The following is a 16435-nucleotide window of genomic DNA, read 5'->3' on the forward strand; positions in this document are numbered from 1 at the left end:
CGAGGCCCCCCGCCCCCTGCGTCTCCTCAGCCGTCACCGTCACAACCGCACCTCTCATCCTGCTCACGGCCCCGCGATCACCGCGGATGCACCGATTTCCCGGCGCCCCCCAAGGCTCGCCGTCCCATCCCGCCGGCCCGGAAACACTGGTAGACGCCGGACGACCATCACCGCACACTCGCCGACCTCGACGCCGGCCGCTCGCCCCCATAGGAATGCGGCCGCAGCCCCAGCAGCTCAGCGAGACCTCATCCCGAGCCCTCCACATACGGGCGAGCCAGGCGGCGCAGCGGCGACGTCCTGTCCCACACGTGCCAGCGCGCACCGCACACCGGATCGGTCGCGTACGTCAGCTCGGCCGGAAAGCCGTCGGCCCTGACCCGCTCGGCCGGTGGACCGGCGAGACGCCTGCCGCAGTGCGGACAGTGATCCGGCGTACGCATCGGGTACATGCCCATCGAATCCCCTCTCCCCTTCCTCAAGCCCTGCCCGCACCCGTGGCGCAGCCTCTCGCGGACGCCGCCCACCCACTCACCGCGGCGGCGTCGGAGCCGCACGCCAGGACACGCCATGCGCCGGGAGTCCAGGCGAAGACCGCGTCCTGCCCGAACCGGCGGCCCAGGTCACGCGCGCCCGTATCGCTCAGGCCGGCGACGGCGACGCTCTCCTCCCGGTGCGTGCCCACCGCGTCTCCGCCCTCGGCGGCCCACCAGGTGAGACCGCGGCGGTGGATCTCGGCGAGCAACAGGCGGTGGGCACGGGCGTTGGCGTCGGGGGACGCGGTACGACCTCGGGGGTTCCACGCGGTGATCACATGGACCGTGCCGCCACCGGCCATTTCCGGGAAGGAACCCTCGGCTGTGCCCGGAGAACGCGGCTCGACACGAAGGATCCGGTCCTGGAACCGGATCTCGACGACCGCGGACCGGTACAGATTCCAGTTGCGGGGTGTTACGGCAGTGCCGATGGCGTGCACAGGGGCCTCCTTGAAACGAAGACCCCCTTACAGATCGCGCAGGGAGATCGGGCTTACCGCGCCCCCGCCACGTTCGGCAGGGTCGGTCAGGCCGCAAGGTCTCATGATCGCGGCCTTCAGGCAAGGACTTGTGAAGATCTTGCGGAAGATTGGTACGGGTGTTAGCTTCTCGCTCGGCCGTGTGATCCAGCGCCGAACCCGGGCTTGCTCGAGGGCATCACACCTGGGCGCGAGGTGCCCCGGGCGACGGTCGGCCCGCGCGAGGCGCGTGGGAAAGTGCAGATCACCGGGGTGCGGCAGTGCGCTACCGGGGTCCTCAGACCTCCGGAGACTGCTCTACATGCCCGTACCCTCCGACACTGAGCCAGGCCGCGCGGGCCTTCCAGTCATCGGCCTCGGTGCCGCACGGGAACTCTTCCGTACGGCCGAGTCGAGCGGCCTCGGCAGGCCGGGGACCGAGGAGATCTTCGACCAATGGCTCGCCGACTCCTGCGACATCGCCTTCTACCGCAACGCGGCTCGGCCTCTGCAGGCACGTCCCGTCGGCGTCGGCGACGAGGTGCCGGAATGGCTGAACAGCAGCCGCGTCGGACGAGCACGACTGGAGGCGGTCTGCCTCAACCCGTCTCGGCCTGCTCCCCCTCCGGAGGAAGAGCCGGCCGAGGTGCCCACGGAGCGCGAGCACGAGACGGACGAGGCTGACGAAAGTGCCGGCATGTGCAGCGGCATGCCCCTCTGCTGGCACTGCGAGCCGGACCAGGAGCGCTACGCCAAGGTCGACAACGGTCAGTACCAACAGGACGACGAGGACGGGGAAGGCGACGACCAGTTGGCCGTCGAACTCGTGAACGCCTACAGAATGATGGCGGAGGACCCCTCCTTCGATCTGAGCGGCGAACTCCCGACGGACTTCCGCGCGTACTCGATCCGTGCACTCACCCTCCTCACCGAAGTCGCCCAGAGGAAGCTGGACACGGAACGATGGGACACGGCCGGCCCGTGGCATGTGGACTGGTTCTCCTGCGAGAGCGACGTCACCGACCCCGCGGGGGAAGATGAGGACTTCGGCCTCTCCGACGACGACCCGGAGGGAGAGCCGGACGCGATCAGCTGGTGCGCCTCGATCGTCAACGACGACGGCGCCCCCACGCTTCAGATCGTCGGCACGCGCCGCGGGGAGCAGCACGTCACGCACTACGCGCCCGTGTCCGGACCCCCGGGTGACTCCCCGGACTCCGGCACCCTGGACGGGTTGCGGGACGTGCTGACCCGGGCCACCGAGCAGTTGGGCGAGGCCGGTTACGAGGTGGACGGCGAGTGGACGGTCGCCTGGTCACGCTGCCACGTCCAGTTGGACGACTGACCTCGCGCCACATCCCCCGCTCGTGCTCACCGTGCGCCCGTCCAGAGTGGGCGTGGCGCGCGGATCCTCCACCGGCAGCAGAAGAGCAGTAAGGGGAAGAAGCACCTGCGTGAAGCGCCCAACGCCTTCCCTGGCGGCAGATCCGAAATCCTGGTCGGACCCTCTGACAGCGTTCGCGGGAGCGCCGGCCGAGGGAAGGAACACGACGGTTGCTCTTGCTCCTGCTCGGAGACCAGCGACAGAAGAAGCCCCCGTCCCCGGTCGTCCGCCGGGAACGGGGGCTTCGCCCCTCGCGGGTACTTCGATGGTCGGCCTAGTTCTCCAGCGCGTCCAGCGCGCCCAGCTGCGCCAGCAGTCCCATCCGGTCGTACTGCAGCCAGCCCTCGGCCATCTTCCCGTCGGCACCGAAGCGGTGGATGGTGGTCCCGGCCATGGTGGCCTGCCGGCCGGTGTTGGCCACACCCATGAACGCCGCCTTCTGCACGCCCGTCCACAGCCACCGGGTGCACACCCGGTCGCCCTGCGCGATCTGGTCCTCGACGAGGAACGTGAAGTCGAAGGCCCCGCGCCACATCTCCAGCTTGCGCCGCATCGCGTCCATGCCGATGGTGTCCTGTCCCTCGACCGGATCGTGGTCGTGGTAGTCCTCGGCGAGCAGGCCGTCCAGCGGAACCAGCGGGCCGGGCGCGGCGATCGTCTCGAAGAACCGCCGCGCGGTACCGGCGAACAGCCCCTCGTCGCGCACCACGTCCAGATCGGTGAACGTCGGCGTCCCCTCGCACAGCGCCAGCAGCTCGTGGAAGACCTTGTCGGTCTCCGGGAGCCGCGAGTTCCGCATCGCCTCCTCGTACGACGGGAACTCCACGATCTCCACGACGTGCTCCGCGTCGGTGCGGTCCTTGCCGACCAGCGTGTGCGTCGCCGTCCGCTTCCCCTTGGTCTGCTCGACCCACCTGTCCATCAGCCGGTCCATCTCGTCGAACCGCCTGGTCCTGCACTCGATGAGCTGCACGAACGTCATGACACCGCCTCCGGCCCCCCTGCGGGCGCGACCGAACGACACCATCGTCTCACCGGCCCCGTCCCGGTGTGTCCCGGAATGTTCCGCGGGGCTCCCTACTGCGGCCCGTACTTGCGGCCCGTCTTCGCGCTGATGCCGCCCACCAGGCCGCGCGGCGCCACCTTCGCCAGCCCCGTCAGCACCTTGTAGCGGGGGTCCGGGACCGACAGCGTCTTCCCGCGCGCGAGGTCGGCCAGCGCCGCCGCGACCAGTTTGTCGGCGTCCAGCCACATCCAGCCCGGGATGTTGTCCGTGCCCATCCCGGCCCGCTGATGGAACTCCGTGCGGACGAACCCCGGCGCCAGCGCCATCAGCCGCACCCCGCTGCCCGCGAGGTCGCGCGCCGCACCCTGGGTGAACTGCACGACCCATGCCTTGGAGGCGCCGTACGTCCCACGCGGCACGAACGCCGCCACCGACGCCACGTTGACCACTCCGCCGCGGCCGCGCTCGCGCATCGCCTCGGCCGCCGCCGAGGTCAGCCGCAGCACCGCCTCGCAGTGCACCTTGAGCATGCGCAGCTCGTCGGCCATCGAGACGTCCAGGTAGCGGCCCTTGTTGCCGAAGCCGGCGTTGTTGACCAGCAGGTCGACCGGGTGACGGCGGTCCCCGAGCCGGGCGGCGACCGACTCGATGCCGGCGTCCTCGGCGAGGTCGGCGGTGAGCACCTCCGCCTCGATGCCGTGCCGGTCGTGCAGCTCGGTCGCCTGCTCGCGCAGCCGCTTGGTGTCCCGCGCCACCAGGACGAGGTTGTGCCCGTCAGCCGCCAGCCGCCGCGCGAACGCGGCACCGATCCCCGCGGTCGATCCCGTAATCAGAGCCGTTGTCATGGCCCAAGGGTAGTTACCCGGACTGACGGCGTCCGCTGTGCGCACCGCCTCTCCCTGAGGGTGAAGCACCGGTGAACGGCCCGCGCGTGACGGCCGTTCAGCCGCTCTGCGCCGCCACGTACTTCCGGGCCTGCGCGAGCGCCTCCGGGTGCAGGGCCGCGCCCGCCGCGAGCAGCCGGGGCAGCAGCTCCCGCTCGGTGGTGGTCGCGCGGAACTCCATCGCGGCCGTCACCCCGTGCTCCGGCAGGTGGATGATCTCGATGGGGTCGCCGGCCCGGATCTCACCCGGTTCGATCACCCGGAGGTAGGCACCGGTGGCGCCCATCCGCGTGAATCTCTTCACCCATCCCCGCTCGCCCAGATGGCCCTGGAAAGTACGGCACGGGATGCGACCGGAGGTGACCTCCAGTACGACCTCGGGACCGATCCGCCAGCGCTCGCCGATCAGCGCCCCCGACACGTTCAGCCCGTTTGTCGTGAGGTTCTCACCGAAACAGCCGTTCGGCAGCGTGCGGCCGAGCTCCTTCGCCCACTCGTCGAGGTCCTCGCGCGCATACGCGTACACCGCCTGGTCGTCGCCGCCGTGATGGCGCAGCTCGCAGACCGCGTCCCCGGCGAGACCGCTGCCCGCGGTCCCCTTCGGCCCGGGCGCCGCCACCCGCACCGGCCCGGCCACCGGCCGCTTGTCGATACCGGTCACGCCGTCCACCTGGTCCGTGTGCGGCGACGGCGTCGGACGGCCGAGGTTCACCGAGAGAAGATCCATGCTCCGACGGTACGGGAGCAACCTCAAAGCGTCGACGCGTTTTCGGGCTCCTTGCCCAAGCCCGCCTTATGCTCAAGGGGTGATCGAAGCACGTCATCTCCGCGTCCTGCGGGCCGTCGCCACCACCGGGTCCTTCTCGGCGGCGGGGCGCGAGCTGGGCTGCACCCAGCCCGCCGTCAGCCAGCAGATGAAGGCCCTGGAGACCTCCGTGGGCACTCCGCTGCTGGTTCGCAACGGCCGCGAGATGCGCCTGACCCAGGCCGGCGAGGCCCTGGTCCGGCACGCCTCCGGGATCCTCGCCGGCCTCACCGCGGCCGAGGAGGAGGTCGCCGCGATCGCCGGGCTGCGCACGGGCCGGGTCCGCCTGGTCTCCTTCCCGAGCGGCAGCTCGACCCTGGTCCCGGCCGCCCTCGCCGCCCTGCGCGCCGCCCACCCCGGCACCCGGGTCTCCCTGGAGGAGGCCGAGCCGCCGAAGTCCGTGGAGCTGCTGCGCGCGGGCGACTGCGACATCGCGCTGGCCTTCCGCTACGAGGGCGCCGCGGACGCCGAGGAGTGGGACGACCTGGTGGTGCGGCCGCTGCTCACCGACCGGCTCGTCGGTCTGGTGCCGGAGCGGCACCGGCTGGCCGGCGCGGAGGCGGTCGCCCTCGGGGAACTCGCCGAGGAGCCCTGGATCGCGGGCTGCCCGCGCTGCCGGGGACAGCTCGTCCAGGCCTGCGAGAGCGCGGGCTTCACGCCCCGCATCGACTTCGCCACCGACGACTACCCGGCCGTGGTCGGCCTGGTCGGCGCGGGTCTGGGCGTGGCCGTGCTGCCGCGACTTGCGGTGGAGTCGGTACGGCCGAGAGGCGTGCGCGCGGTGGTCCTGGAACCCGCGGTACGGCGGGAGATCGTCGCCCTGACGCTGCCCGACCTGGCACAGGTGCCGGCGGTGGCGGCGACGCTCGATCAGCTGGGCCGGGCGGCCCGGCGGGCGTGACAGAAGGGCGCCGGGCACGTGCGCGTGCCCGAACGTCGGCAGATCGTCAACGGGTTGTCAACAGATTGCAGAAACGTTCTTTCATGTGTCGGAGGCGGAGCCGCCGCTGGTCGTCGACGCCGACACCAGCCTGTTGCGCGCCCGCCCCATGAGCTCTTCGCGCTCGTCCTCGGTCAGGCCGCCCCACACGCCGTACGGCTCACGGACCGCCAGTGCGTGCGCCGCGCACTCCGCGCGGACCGGGCACCTCATGCAGACCTCCTTGGCCGAGTTCTCACGGGCACTCCGAGCCGCCCCGCGCTCGCCCTCGGGATGGAAGAAGAGCGAGCTGTCGACCCCACGGCAGGCAGCCAGGAGCTGCCAGTCCCACAGGTCCGCGTTCGGTCCGGGAAGGCGGGAGAAATCTGCCATTACGTGACCCCTTGTAGCCGTTCTGGGCGGATACGGTGCCAACGACCGTACATCTCCGGTCTAGAGAGATGAAAATATGACTCATTGGCAATCTAGCCCCAGACACCGTGAAACGGGAAGAAAAAGGTCTAAATGGGGCATTGGTTGTGATGAAAAGTTGAGGGTCTGACGTCCATGTCTGCACCGTGTCCGCGCCCTCACGTAGAGTGCCGAAGACGGCATGCAGCCCCGTAACTCTTTCGAGTGACCGTCGTTGAGAGTGCGGTGGCGGTTGAAGCAACAAGCTCTCGGGCAGGCGTCCGAGACGTTCGACCGCACAGGTGACGATTCCGTACCAGCCTGGAGGCTCAAGGTGACGCGCATCAGCTGCGGAGGGCGGTCATGACATCCGTCCTCGTCTGCGACGACTCCCCGCTTGCCCGAGAGGCGCTGCGCCGCGCGGTGGCGACCGTGCCCGGCGTCGAGCGCGTGACGACGGCGGCCAACGGCGAGGAAGTCCTCCGCCGCTGGGGTGCCGACCGATCCGACCTGATCCTGATGGACGTGCGCATGCCCGGACTGGGGGGCGTCGAGACCGTGCGACGGCTGCTGTCCGCCGACCCGGGCGCGCGCATCATCATGCTCACGGTCGCCGAGGACCTGGACGGCGTGGCCCTGGCCGTCGCCGCCGGCGCCCGCGGCTACCTGCACAAGGACGCCTCGCGTGCCGAGCTGCGGGCCACCGTGACCCAGGCCCTCGCCGACCCGACCTGGCGGCTGGCCCCGCGCCGCCTCCGCTCGGCCGAGATGGGCGCCGCGCCCACCCTCACCGCGCGCGAGATCCAGGTCCTGGAGGGCATGAGCCACGGCCGCTCCAACGCCGAGATCGGCCGCGAGCTGTTCCTCTCCGAGGACACCGTGAAGACCCACGCCCGGCGTCTGTTCAAGAAGCTCGGAGCCTCCGACCGCGCCCACGCGGTGGCCCTCGGCTTCCGCTGGGGTCTGGTTCGTTAGTACGGCGGTGATCTGCGCCGCAGCGGAGAAGCGGACCGACCGGACGCCCCCGCCTACCCGATGGTGGGCGGGGCCCACAAGGCGGAGCGCCGAAGGCGTGCTGCTCGTTTCGGCGCGGATGCCGCATCCTTGAGGTGTGGAGTCTCTCGGGGACGAGTCGTTCGAGCGGAAGGGGAGGGCGCAGGAGATGAGTTCCGGCGCACCTGCTCATAACGCTTCGGTGCACAACGACGGACGCGATGCCACGCCGCCGACGGCCGCAGGGCACCATGGACCGATGCGCGACGACGAGGCGGTCACGGCCGTGGGGACGATCGGTGCTCTCGTCCATCGCGCCGTAGACGGGGACGAGCAGGCCACGCACGACCTGCTCGCCCATGTCCACCCCCTCGCGCTGCGCTACTGCCGCACCCGCCTGTCCCGCCTCCCGGGCGACGCCCGCCACTTCGTCGAGGACCTCGCCCAGGAAGTCTGCGTGGCGGTCCTGCTGGCCCTGCCCCGGTACCGCGACACCGGCCGCCCCTTCGAGGCCTTCGTCTTCGCGATCGCCTCCCACAAGGTCGCCGACCTGCAGCGCGCCGCGATGCGCCACCCGGGCTCCACGGCCGTCCCCTCGGACGAGATGCCGGAACGCCCCGACGACTCCCTCGGCCCGGAGGAGCGCGCGCTGCTCAGCAGCGACGCCGAGTGGGCCAAGAAACTCCTCGCCAACCTCCCGGAGAACCAGCGCGAGCTGCTGCTGCTGCGCATCGCCGTGGGCCTCACGGCGGAGGAGACCGGCCAGATGTTGGGAATGTCACCGGGTGCGGTGCGGGTCGCCCAGCACCGGGCCCTGAGCCGGTTGCGGGCGCTGGCGGAGCAGTAGGCGCCGGGGTCCCGCCCCCCGTGTCCGACCGGGCCCGTCCCCTCCTGATGAACAGGCGCAGGCCCGTTCCCGTACGAACATACGAAGCCCGAAGCTGAGTCGTACCGTGGAATTCGGGAGCCGTGCTTCCCGTTAGCATGGACATCCGCACCGATCAAGGCCATTTGGGGAAGGTGTCATGACCACCAACGTCGACGGAGTGCCCGACAAATTCGCCACGCTCGGGCTGACCTACGACGACGTGCTGCTGCTGCCGGGAGCCTCCGAGGTCCTCCCGAACGCGGTCGACACCTCGTCCCGCATCTCCCGCAACGTCCGGGTCAACATCCCGTTGCTGTCCGCGGCGATGGACAAGGTGACCGAGTCCCGCATGGCGATCGCGATGGCCCGGCTCGGCGGTGTCGGCGTGCTGCACCGCAACCTCTCCGTCGAGGACCAGGTCAACCAGGTCGACCTGGTGAAGCGGTCCGAGTCCGGCATGGTCACCGACCCGATCACGGTGCACCCGGACGCGACCCTCGCCGAGGCCGACGCGCTCTGCGCGAAGTTCCGGATCAGCGGTGTCCCGGTCACGGACCCCGACCGGAAGCTGCTGGGCATCGTCACCAACCGCGACATGGCCTTCGAGAGCGACCGCTCCCGCCGCGTCCACGAGGTCATGACGCCGATGCCGCTGGTCACCGGCAAGGTCGGCATCTCCGGCAGCGAGGCCATGCAGCTGCTGCGCAAGCACAAGATCGAGAAGCTGCCGCTCGTCGACGACCAGGGCGTCCTCAAGGGCCTGATCACGGTCAAGGACTTCGTCAAGGCCGAGAAGTACCCCAACGCGGCCAAGGACTCCGAGGGCCGCCTGCTCGTCGGTGCCGCCGTCGGCGCGAGCCCCGAGGCGCTCGAGCGGGCCCAGGCGCTCGCCGAGGCCGGCGTGGACTTCCTGGTCGTCGACACCTCGCACGGTCACAACAGCAACGCCCTCAGCTGGATGGCGAAGATCAAGTCCAGCGTCGACGTCGACGTGATCGGCGGCAACGTGGCCACCCGCGACGGCGCGCAGGCGCTGATCGACGCCGGTGTCGACGGCATCAAGGTCGGCGTGGGCCCCGGCTCGATCTGCACCACCCGCGTGGTCGCCGGCATCGGCGTCCCGCAGGTCACCGCCATCTACGAGGCGTCCCTCGCCGCCCGCCCGGCCGGCATCCCGCTGATCGGCGACGGCGGCCTGCAGTACTCCGGCGACATCGGCAAGGCGCTGGCGGCCGGCGCCGACACGGTGATGCTGGGCTCCCTCCTCGCGGGCTGTGAGGAGTCCCCGGGCGAGCTGCTCTTCATCAACGGCAAGCAGTTCAAGTCGTACCGCGGCATGGGCTCGCTGGGCGCCATGCAGTCGCGCGGCCAGGGCCGGTCGTACTCGAAGGACCGCTACTTCCAGGCAGAGGTCTCCTCCGACGACAAGCTCGTCCCCGAGGGCGTCGAGGGCCAGGTGCCCTACCGCGGCCCGCTGGCCAACGTGCTGCACCAGCTCGTCGGCGGGCTCCGCCAGACCATGGGTTACGTGGGCGCGGCCACCGTCGACGAGATGGAGTCCAAGGGCCGCTTCGTGCGGATCACCGCCGCGGGCCTCAAGGAGAGCCACCCGCACGACATCCAGATGACGGTCGAGGCGCCGAACTACAGCCGCAAGTAGTCGCCGGAGCCTTTTCAGGGTCTTTCCAGGGCGGTCCCGGGCGCACCGGGGCCGCCCTTGCCGTACCCGTCGGCGATACTGGAAGACGCTGAAACGCAGAGGGAAAGGCCACAGACGTGACTGAGATCGAGATCGGGCGCGGCAAGCGCGGCCGCCGGGCGTACGCCTTCGACGACATCGCCGTCGTCCCCAGCCGCCGTACGCGGGACCCGAAGGAGGTCTCGATCGCCTGGCAGATCGACGCCTACCGCTTCGAGCTGCCGTTCCTGGCCGCCCCCATGGACTCGGTCGTCTCGCCGGCCACCGCGATCCGCATCGGCGAGCTCGGCGGCCTCGGCGTGCTCAACCTCGAAGGTCTCTGGACCCGGCACGAGGACCCGCAGCCGCTGCTCGACGAGATCATCGGGCTGGACGCCGACACCGCCACCCGCCGCCTCCAGGAGATCTACGCGGCCCCCATCAAGGAGGAGCTGATCGGCGCGCGCATCAAGGAGGTGCGCGACTCCGGCGTGGTCACGGCGGCCGCGCTCTCCCCGCAGCGCACCGCCCAGTTCTCCAAGGCGGTCGTGGACGCGGGCGTCGACATCTTCGTCATCCGCGGTACGACGGTCTCCGCGGAGCACGTCTCGTCCTCGCACGAGCCGCTGAACCTGAAGCAGTTCATCTACGAGCTGGACGTCCCCGTGATCGTCGGCGGCTGCGCCACGTACACGGCGGCCCTGCACCTGATGCGCACGGGCGCGGCCGGTGTCCTGGTCGGCTTCGGCGGCGGCGCCGCCCACACCACGCGCAACGTGCTCGGCATCCAGGTCCCCATGGCCACCGCGGTCGCGGACGTGGCCGCCGCCCGCCGCGACTACATGGACGAGTCCGGCGGCCGCTACGTGCACGTCATCGCCGACGGCGGTGTCGGCTGGTCCGGCGACCTCCCCAAGGCGATCGCCTGCGGCGCCGACTCGGTGATGATGGGCTCCCCGCTGGCCCGCGCGACCGACGGTCCGGGCAAGGGCCACCACTGGGGCATGGAAGCCGTCAACGAGGAGCTCCCGCGCGGCAAGAAGGTCGACCTCGGCACGGTCGGCACCCTGGAGGAGATCCTCACCGGGCCGTCCCACACCCCCGACGGCTCGATGAACCTCTTCGGCGCCCTGCGCCGCGCCATGGCCACCACCGGCTACAGCGAGCTGAAGGAGTTCCAGCGCGTCGAGGTCACGGTCGCGGACTCGCAGCACAAGCGGTAGGCGCCTGCCGCCGTACGGCGGCCGGAGGGCCGGTCACCCCGGGCGGGTAACCGGCCCTTTCGCGTGCCCGAGTGCGCGGCGGCGGCGCGTGTCGAGGGGGAGGGGCGTGCGGTTAGGGGGAGGGGCGTGCGGTTGCGGTGGGATCGTTGCGGACCCGGCCCACGGGGGCCCCGCCGACGGGGGCCGGCCGACGGGGGCCGGCCGACGGGGCCCGGCTCACGGGGCCCGGCCCTCGGGCCTCCGTCCGATTTCCGACGGAGCGTCCATCTATGCGCCGCCCTTCGCCCCCGCGCGCCGGTCGGCGAGCCGTCTGCCGTGGGCGCCGGGCCCGCTCAGAGCCGGTGTGCCGCCCCCGTCGGGGTTGCCCCGCGCGTGTCCAGCAGCAACTGGGCCTTCACCGACAGGCCCTGCAGGTCGTACGTGCGGTGCTGCTGGACCAGGATCGTCAGGTCGGCGTCGGCGGCGGCCTCGTAGAGGGAGTCCGCGCGCGGCACCGGGCGGTCCAGGACGCTCCAGGACGCGATGTGCGGGTCGTGGTAGCTGACCGAGGCGCCCAGCTCCATGAAGCGCATCGCGATCTCCTGGGCGGGACTGTTCTGCTGGTCGGCGAGGTCGGCCTTGTAGGTGACCCCGAGCAGCAGCACGCGCGCGCCGCGCGCCGACTTGCCGTGCTCGTTGAGGAGGGCGGCGGCGCGCTGCACGACGTACCCCGGCATCCGGCTGTTGACCTGCTGGGCCAGTTCCACCATGCGCAGGCCGCGACCCGCGCGGCCGGACAGGTCCTGGGCGACGCCGTGGCCGCCGACCCCCGGGCCCGGGCGGAAGGCCTGGAAGCCGAACGGTTTGGTCTCCGCGCAGCGGATGACGTCCCACAGGTCGACGCCCAGGTCGTGGCAGAGGACGGCCATCTCGTTGACGAGGGCGATGTTGACGTGCCGGAAGTTGGTCTCCAGGAGCTGCACGGTCTCGGCCTCGCGCGGGCCACGCGCGCGAACCACCTTGTCGGTGAGCCGGCCGTAGAACGTGGCGGCCGACTCCGTGCACGCGGGCGTGAGGCCGCCGATGACCTTCGGGGTGTTGGCCGGCGTGAAGTCCCGGTTGCCGGGATTCACCCGGCTGGGCGAATAGGCGAGGTGGAAGTCGCGGCCCGCGCGGAGGCCCGAGCCCTTCTCCAGCAGGGGCCGCAGGAAGTCCTCCGTCGTCCCCGGATGGACGGGGGACTCCAGGATCACCGTCGTGTGCGGACGCAGCCGCGCGGCCAGGGTGCGGGCGGCGGCCTCCAGCTGACCCAGGTCGAGCCCGCCGTCGGCGCCGCGCGGGGTCGGCGCGCAGATCACGGCGGTGCGCACCCGTCCCAGCTGTGCCGGGTCCTCGGCCACCCGGAAGCCCTTCGCGAGCATCCGGCGCAGCTCGGCGGGGCTCAGCGAGCCCGCGTCGGGGCCACCCGCCTCGGGGCCGGTGGCGTAGCCGATCGTGGAGACGCCGGAGGCCACGGCGGCCTGGGCGAGGGGCAGGCCGTAGGGACCGAGTCCGATGACGGCGAGGTCTGCGGGCATGGCGTGGGCCGTCCTTCCCAGTAACCGAAGCGGGACAGGTGCGCAAGCCCTGTGGACAGGATGAGCGAGGCGCACGGTCAGACTAGGAGTAAATATGACCGTTATGCGGGATTGTGTTCATGTGTCTTCCATGGGTTCGGTGACCGTTGTCCACAGGCTGGGGGTGAGTGGTGGCTGAAGCCGGGCGGGCCGGTCAGAATTTGGGCAGGGGCCACGCCCGCCGGGGGCGCGGCCGACGCGACCGACGCGACCGATGACCGACGACGCGTCCGACGGCGGACGCCGCGGTCCACGACCCATTCGACGATCCCATCGACGACCCGGTCGACGACCAGTGACCGACGATCAGCGACCGACACGACGACCAGTGACCGACACGACGATCAGTGACCGACACGACGATCAGTGACCGACATCGACCCAGGACCGACGGGTAGACGGGTACCGGTGACAACGGTGATCGATGGGCGCGGGCACCCGATGCCCCCGCGGTGATCGACGGCCGATGGCGACCGGTGGCCGGCGGCCTGCTGGCGGCGGTGGCTGATGGCGGCCGGCGGCCGGTGGCCGGCGGCCCGCGGGCGGCGGTGGCCGGCGGCGAGCGATGGACCGATGGCGAGCGATGGCCGCATGGCGGCAGAGCGGGAGGCAGCGGTGAGGACAGCGACACTGGGGCCGGAGCAGCGAGCGGAGTCCCTGGCGGCCATGGCCGAGCGCGAGCTGGACGTGCTCGTGGTGGGCGGCGGAGTGGTCGGCGCGGGTACCGCGCTGGACGCGGTCACCCGGGGCCTGAACACCGGCATAGTCGAGGCCCGCGACTGGGCCTCCGGCACCTCCAGCAGGTCCAGCAAGCTGATCCACGGCGGCCTGCGCTACCTGGAGATGCTCGACTTCGCCCTGGTCCGCGAGGCCCTCAAGGAGCGCGGCCTGCTCCTGGAGCGCCTCGCTCCGCACCTGGTCAAGCCGGTGCCTTTCCTCTACCCGCTCCAGCACCAGGGCTGGGAGCGCCTGTACGCCGGCTCGGGCGTCGCGCTCTACGACGCGATGTCGATGGCCCGCGGTCACGGCCGGGGCCTGCCGGCCCACCGCCACCTGAGCCGCCGTCACGCCCTGCGGGTCGCGCCCGCGCTGCGCAAGGACGCCCTGGTCGGTGCCATCCAGTACTACGACGCCCAGATGGACGACGCCCGCTATGTGGCGAACCTGGTGCGCACCGCGGTGTCGTACGGCGCGAAGGCGGCCAACCGCGCGCGCGTGACCGGGTTCCTGCGCGAGGGCGAGCGGGTCGTCGGGGCCCGGGTGCAGGACGTGGAGAGCGGCGGGGAGTACGAGATCCGCGCCCAGCAGGTCGTCAACGCGACCGGGGTGTGGACCGACGACACACAGGCATTGGTCGGCGAGCGCGGCCAGTTCCACGTCCGCGCCTCCAAGGGCATCCACCTGGTCGTCCCCAAGGACCGCATCCACTCCACGACCGGCCTGATCCTGCGCACCGAGAAGTCGGTCCTGTTCGTCATCCCCTGGGGCCGGCACTGGATCATCGGTACGACCGACACCGACTGGGACCTGGACAAGGCCCACCCGGCCGCTTCCAGCGCCGACATCGACTACCTCCTCAACCACGTCAACTCGGTGCTCGCGGTGCCGCTGTCGCGCGACGACGTGCAGGGCGTGTACGCCGGTCTGCGTCCGCTGCTGGCCGGCGAGTCCGACGCCACCAGCAAGCTGTCGCGCGAGCACACGGTCGCGCACCCGGTGCCGGGGCTCGTGGTCGTCGCGGGCGGCAAGTACACGACGTACCGGGTGATGGCCAAGGACGCCGTCGACGAGGCGGTGCACGGGCTCGACATGCGGGTCGCGGAGTGCGTCACCGAGGACATCCCGCTGCTCGGTGCGGAGGGCTACCGGGCGATGTGGAACGCCCGGGCCAGGATCGCCGCCCGCACCGGCCTGCACGTGGCCCGCGTCGAGCATCTCCTCAACCGCTACGGCTCGATGGCGGAGGAGGTCCTCGACCTCATCGCCGCCGACCCCGGCCTGGCCGAGCCGCTGTCGGCCGCCGACGACTACCTGCGCGCCGAGGTCGTCTACGCGGCCTCCCACGAGGGCGCCCGCCACCTCGACGACGTCCTGACCCGGCGCACCCGCATCTCCATCGAGACCTTCGACCGCGGCACCCGCAGCGCCCGCGAGGCCGCCGAACTGATGGCCCCGGTCCTCGGCTGGGACAAGGACCAGGTCGAACGCGAGGTCGAGCACTACGAGAAGCGCGTCGAGGCCGAACGCGAGTCCCAACTCCAGCCGGACGACCAGACAGCGGACGCGGCAAGGCTGGGAGCACCGGAAATCGTGCCGCGGTAGTTTCTTGGCGGGGTGACTCCCCGCGGGGCGTGGTGCTGGGGCAGCCCGCGTGGTGCCGGGCGAGTGGCGCTGTCCCGGGTGTCCGATGCCTGCCGCTCGCTTCCGCTGTTCCCCTGCGGTCGGTCCCCGGTCTCTTGCCGGCCGACCGCCGAGAAATCCTCCGCCGCGTCGGCGCCGAGCCACGACGGCGGTCTCCGGCGGTGCCGGACCACCGGTGCCACGCGACCGTCCGTCATCACCCGATCGAGCGACCCGGCGTCGGGATCTCTCCTCGGACCCCGGCCGTTCTACCCATTGCGAGGGCAGAACTCGGCCGCGAGCAGTGCGGGTTCGAGGGCCGGGTCTGCGATCGCCGTCGTGTTCACACGGAACGTGAGGACATGCCGGCCGCCGATCGTGGCAGCGCTCCGCACGTAGCTGCCCGCGATCCGGCCGTTGTGTCCCCACACCGTGGTCCCGCACGGCAGCTTCACAGGAAAGATCCCCAGGCCGTACGCGCCATGTGCGGCACGGGTGTCGAGCATCTCGCGCAGCCGGCGCGGGGGCAGCAGCTCGCCGTCCAGCAGCGCCGCGTAGAAGCGGTCCAGGTCGTCGAGCGTGGTCACCAGCTCACCCGCCGCGCCGGCCACGCGCGGGTCGAGCTCGGTGACGTCGGAGCCGTCGGTCGCGTAGGCGTGGCCGTGCGGAGAGGGCAGTGAGGTGCGGGCACCGGGGAAGGACGTGCCCGTGAGACGGAGGGGGGTGATGATGCGCCGCCGGACCTCGGAGGCGTAGGAGTGACCGGTGACCTGACGGATGACCATGCCGAGGACGACGTAGTCGGTGCTGGAGTACGCGTAGTGGCCCAGCCCGGTCGAAGGGAGGGCGAGCGCGACGCGTACGGCCTGAAGCGGGGCCAAGGGGACGGCCCCCCGGGTGACCGTGGTGAAGTCGGCGAGCCCGCCGGTGTGGCTGAGCAGGGCCCGGAGGGTGATCCTCCGTCCGTCGACGCCGTGTCCGCGCAGCAGTCCTGGCAGATACCGCTCCACGGAGTCGGAGAGGGAGAGCCGGTGTTCCGCGGTCAGTTGCAGGACGACGGTGGCGATGAACGTCTTCGTGATGCTGCCGGCGCGGAAGTGGTCGGCACGCCCGATCCCCCGGCCGGCGCCCGCGTAGCGGACGTCGTCGCCGTCGCGGTCCAGGAGCGCGGCGGCCGGTGCTCCGCCATTGATGACGAACTGTGACAGGAGGGGGTCCGTGGCCTCCGCGGAGGAGGCGGAACCGGCCATCAGCGGGGCGAACAGCAGGGCAAGGGAGACCGGTATGGCCATCAGTGTCCGAAGCGACGGCATCCGTGTTCCTCCCTTCTCGCGG

General features: G+C 71.3%; 14 protein-coding genes. 7 read left to right on the forward strand and 7 right to left on the reverse strand.

The window, feature by feature from the left end:
- Positions 1 to 478 precede the first annotated feature (478 nt).
- On the reverse strand, positions 479 to 976 hold the full coding sequence (locus ACFY0K_RS29190; RefSeq protein ID WP_390642308.1) for a DUF3293 domain-containing protein: 498 nt from the start codon (positions 974 to 976) through the stop codon (positions 479 to 481).
- 340 nt (positions 977 to 1316) lie between these two features.
- On the opposite strand from ACFY0K_RS29190, the gene ACFY0K_RS29195 reads away from it, so the two are divergent.
- Positions 1317 to 2339 carry a hypothetical protein gene (locus ACFY0K_RS29195; protein WP_390642309.1) on the forward strand — a complete coding sequence of 341 codons (1023 nt, stop codon included), beginning with the start codon at positions 1317 to 1319 and terminating at the stop codon, positions 2337 to 2339.
- A 313-nt stretch (positions 2340 to 2652) separates the two neighbouring features.
- On the opposite strand, the gene ACFY0K_RS29200 is transcribed toward ACFY0K_RS29195, so the two are convergent.
- From ACFY0K_RS29200 to ACFY0K_RS29210, 3 genes are all read right to left on the reverse strand, one after another.
- On the reverse strand, positions 2653 to 3360 hold the full coding sequence (locus tag ACFY0K_RS29200) for an ester cyclase (protein ID WP_351957638.1): 708 nt from the start codon (positions 3358 to 3360) through the stop codon (positions 2653 to 2655).
- Between the two features lie 95 nt (positions 3361 to 3455).
- On the reverse strand, positions 3456 to 4229 hold the full coding sequence (locus tag ACFY0K_RS29205; protein WP_390642310.1) for an SDR family NAD(P)-dependent oxidoreductase: 774 nt from the start codon (positions 4227 to 4229) through the stop codon (positions 3456 to 3458).
- 97 nt (positions 4230 to 4326) lie between these two features.
- The gene (locus ACFY0K_RS29210) at positions 4327 to 4995 is read right to left on the reverse strand and encodes an MOSC domain-containing protein (RefSeq protein ID WP_390642311.1); all 669 of its coding nucleotides are present in this window, start codon (positions 4993 to 4995) and stop codon (positions 4327 to 4329) included.
- A 79-nt stretch (positions 4996 to 5074) separates the two neighbouring features.
- On the opposite strand from ACFY0K_RS29210, the gene ACFY0K_RS29215 reads away from it, so the two are divergent.
- The gene (locus ACFY0K_RS29215; protein ID WP_390642312.1) at positions 5075 to 5974 is read left to right on the forward strand and encodes a LysR family transcriptional regulator; all 900 of its coding nucleotides are present in this window, start codon (positions 5075 to 5077) and stop codon (positions 5972 to 5974) included.
- 81 nt (positions 5975 to 6055) lie between these two features.
- Here ACFY0K_RS29215 and ACFY0K_RS29220 read toward each other — a convergent pair whose 3' ends face one another.
- A complete protein-coding gene (locus tag ACFY0K_RS29220) occupies positions 6056 to 6385 on the reverse strand; it encodes a WhiB family transcriptional regulator (RefSeq protein ID WP_123974752.1) in 330 nt (109 codons plus the stop codon).
- A gap of 381 nt (positions 6386 to 6766) precedes the next feature.
- Between ACFY0K_RS29220 and ACFY0K_RS29225 the strand changes: the two genes are divergently transcribed.
- The 4 genes from ACFY0K_RS29225 (at position 6767) to ACFY0K_RS29240 (ending at position 11165) form a co-directional block, all read left to right on the forward strand.
- Positions 6767 to 7378 (forward strand): response regulator transcription factor, encoded by a 612-nt coding sequence (locus ACFY0K_RS29225; RefSeq protein WP_003948568.1) that lies wholly within the window; start codon positions 6767 to 6769, stop codon positions 7376 to 7378.
- A 277-nt stretch (positions 7379 to 7655) separates the two neighbouring features.
- Positions 7656 to 8243 (forward strand): sigma-70 family RNA polymerase sigma factor, encoded by a 588-nt coding sequence (locus tag ACFY0K_RS29230; protein ID WP_089099378.1) that lies wholly within the window; start codon positions 7656 to 7658, stop codon positions 8241 to 8243.
- A 178-nt stretch (positions 8244 to 8421) separates the two neighbouring features.
- A complete protein-coding gene (guaB, locus tag ACFY0K_RS29235) occupies positions 8422 to 9924 on the forward strand; it encodes an IMP dehydrogenase (RefSeq protein ID WP_390642313.1) in 1503 nt (500 codons plus the stop codon).
- 116 nt (positions 9925 to 10040) lie between these two features.
- Positions 10041 to 11165, forward strand: a complete 1125-nt coding sequence (locus ACFY0K_RS29240) for a GuaB3 family IMP dehydrogenase-related protein (RefSeq protein WP_351714067.1) — start codon at positions 10041 to 10043, stop codon at positions 11163 to 11165.
- 332 nt (positions 11166 to 11497) lie between these two features.
- Here the strand turns inward: ACFY0K_RS29240 and ACFY0K_RS29245 are convergent, their stop codons facing one another.
- Positions 11498 to 12721 (reverse strand): nucleotide sugar dehydrogenase, encoded by a 1224-nt coding sequence (locus ACFY0K_RS29245; RefSeq protein ID WP_351957643.1) that lies wholly within the window; start codon positions 12719 to 12721, stop codon positions 11498 to 11500.
- Positions 12722 to 13375: 654 nt separating this feature from the next.
- On the opposite strand from ACFY0K_RS29245, the gene ACFY0K_RS29250 reads away from it, so the two are divergent.
- On the forward strand, positions 13376 to 15082 hold the full coding sequence (locus tag ACFY0K_RS29250; protein WP_390642314.1) for a glycerol-3-phosphate dehydrogenase/oxidase: 1707 nt from the start codon (positions 13376 to 13378) through the stop codon (positions 15080 to 15082).
- Between the two features lie 287 nt (positions 15083 to 15369).
- Here ACFY0K_RS29250 and ACFY0K_RS29255 read toward each other — a convergent pair whose 3' ends face one another.
- Positions 15370 to 16413 (reverse strand): serine hydrolase domain-containing protein, encoded by a 1044-nt coding sequence (locus ACFY0K_RS29255; protein ID WP_390642315.1) that lies wholly within the window; start codon positions 16411 to 16413, stop codon positions 15370 to 15372.
- Positions 16414 to 16435 lie beyond the last annotated feature (22 nt).

Origin of the sequence: Streptomyces sp. NPDC001507 (assembly GCF_042894765.1) — a bacterium.
Taxonomy (GTDB): Bacteria; Actinomycetota; Actinomycetes; order Streptomycetales; family Streptomycetaceae; genus Streptomyces.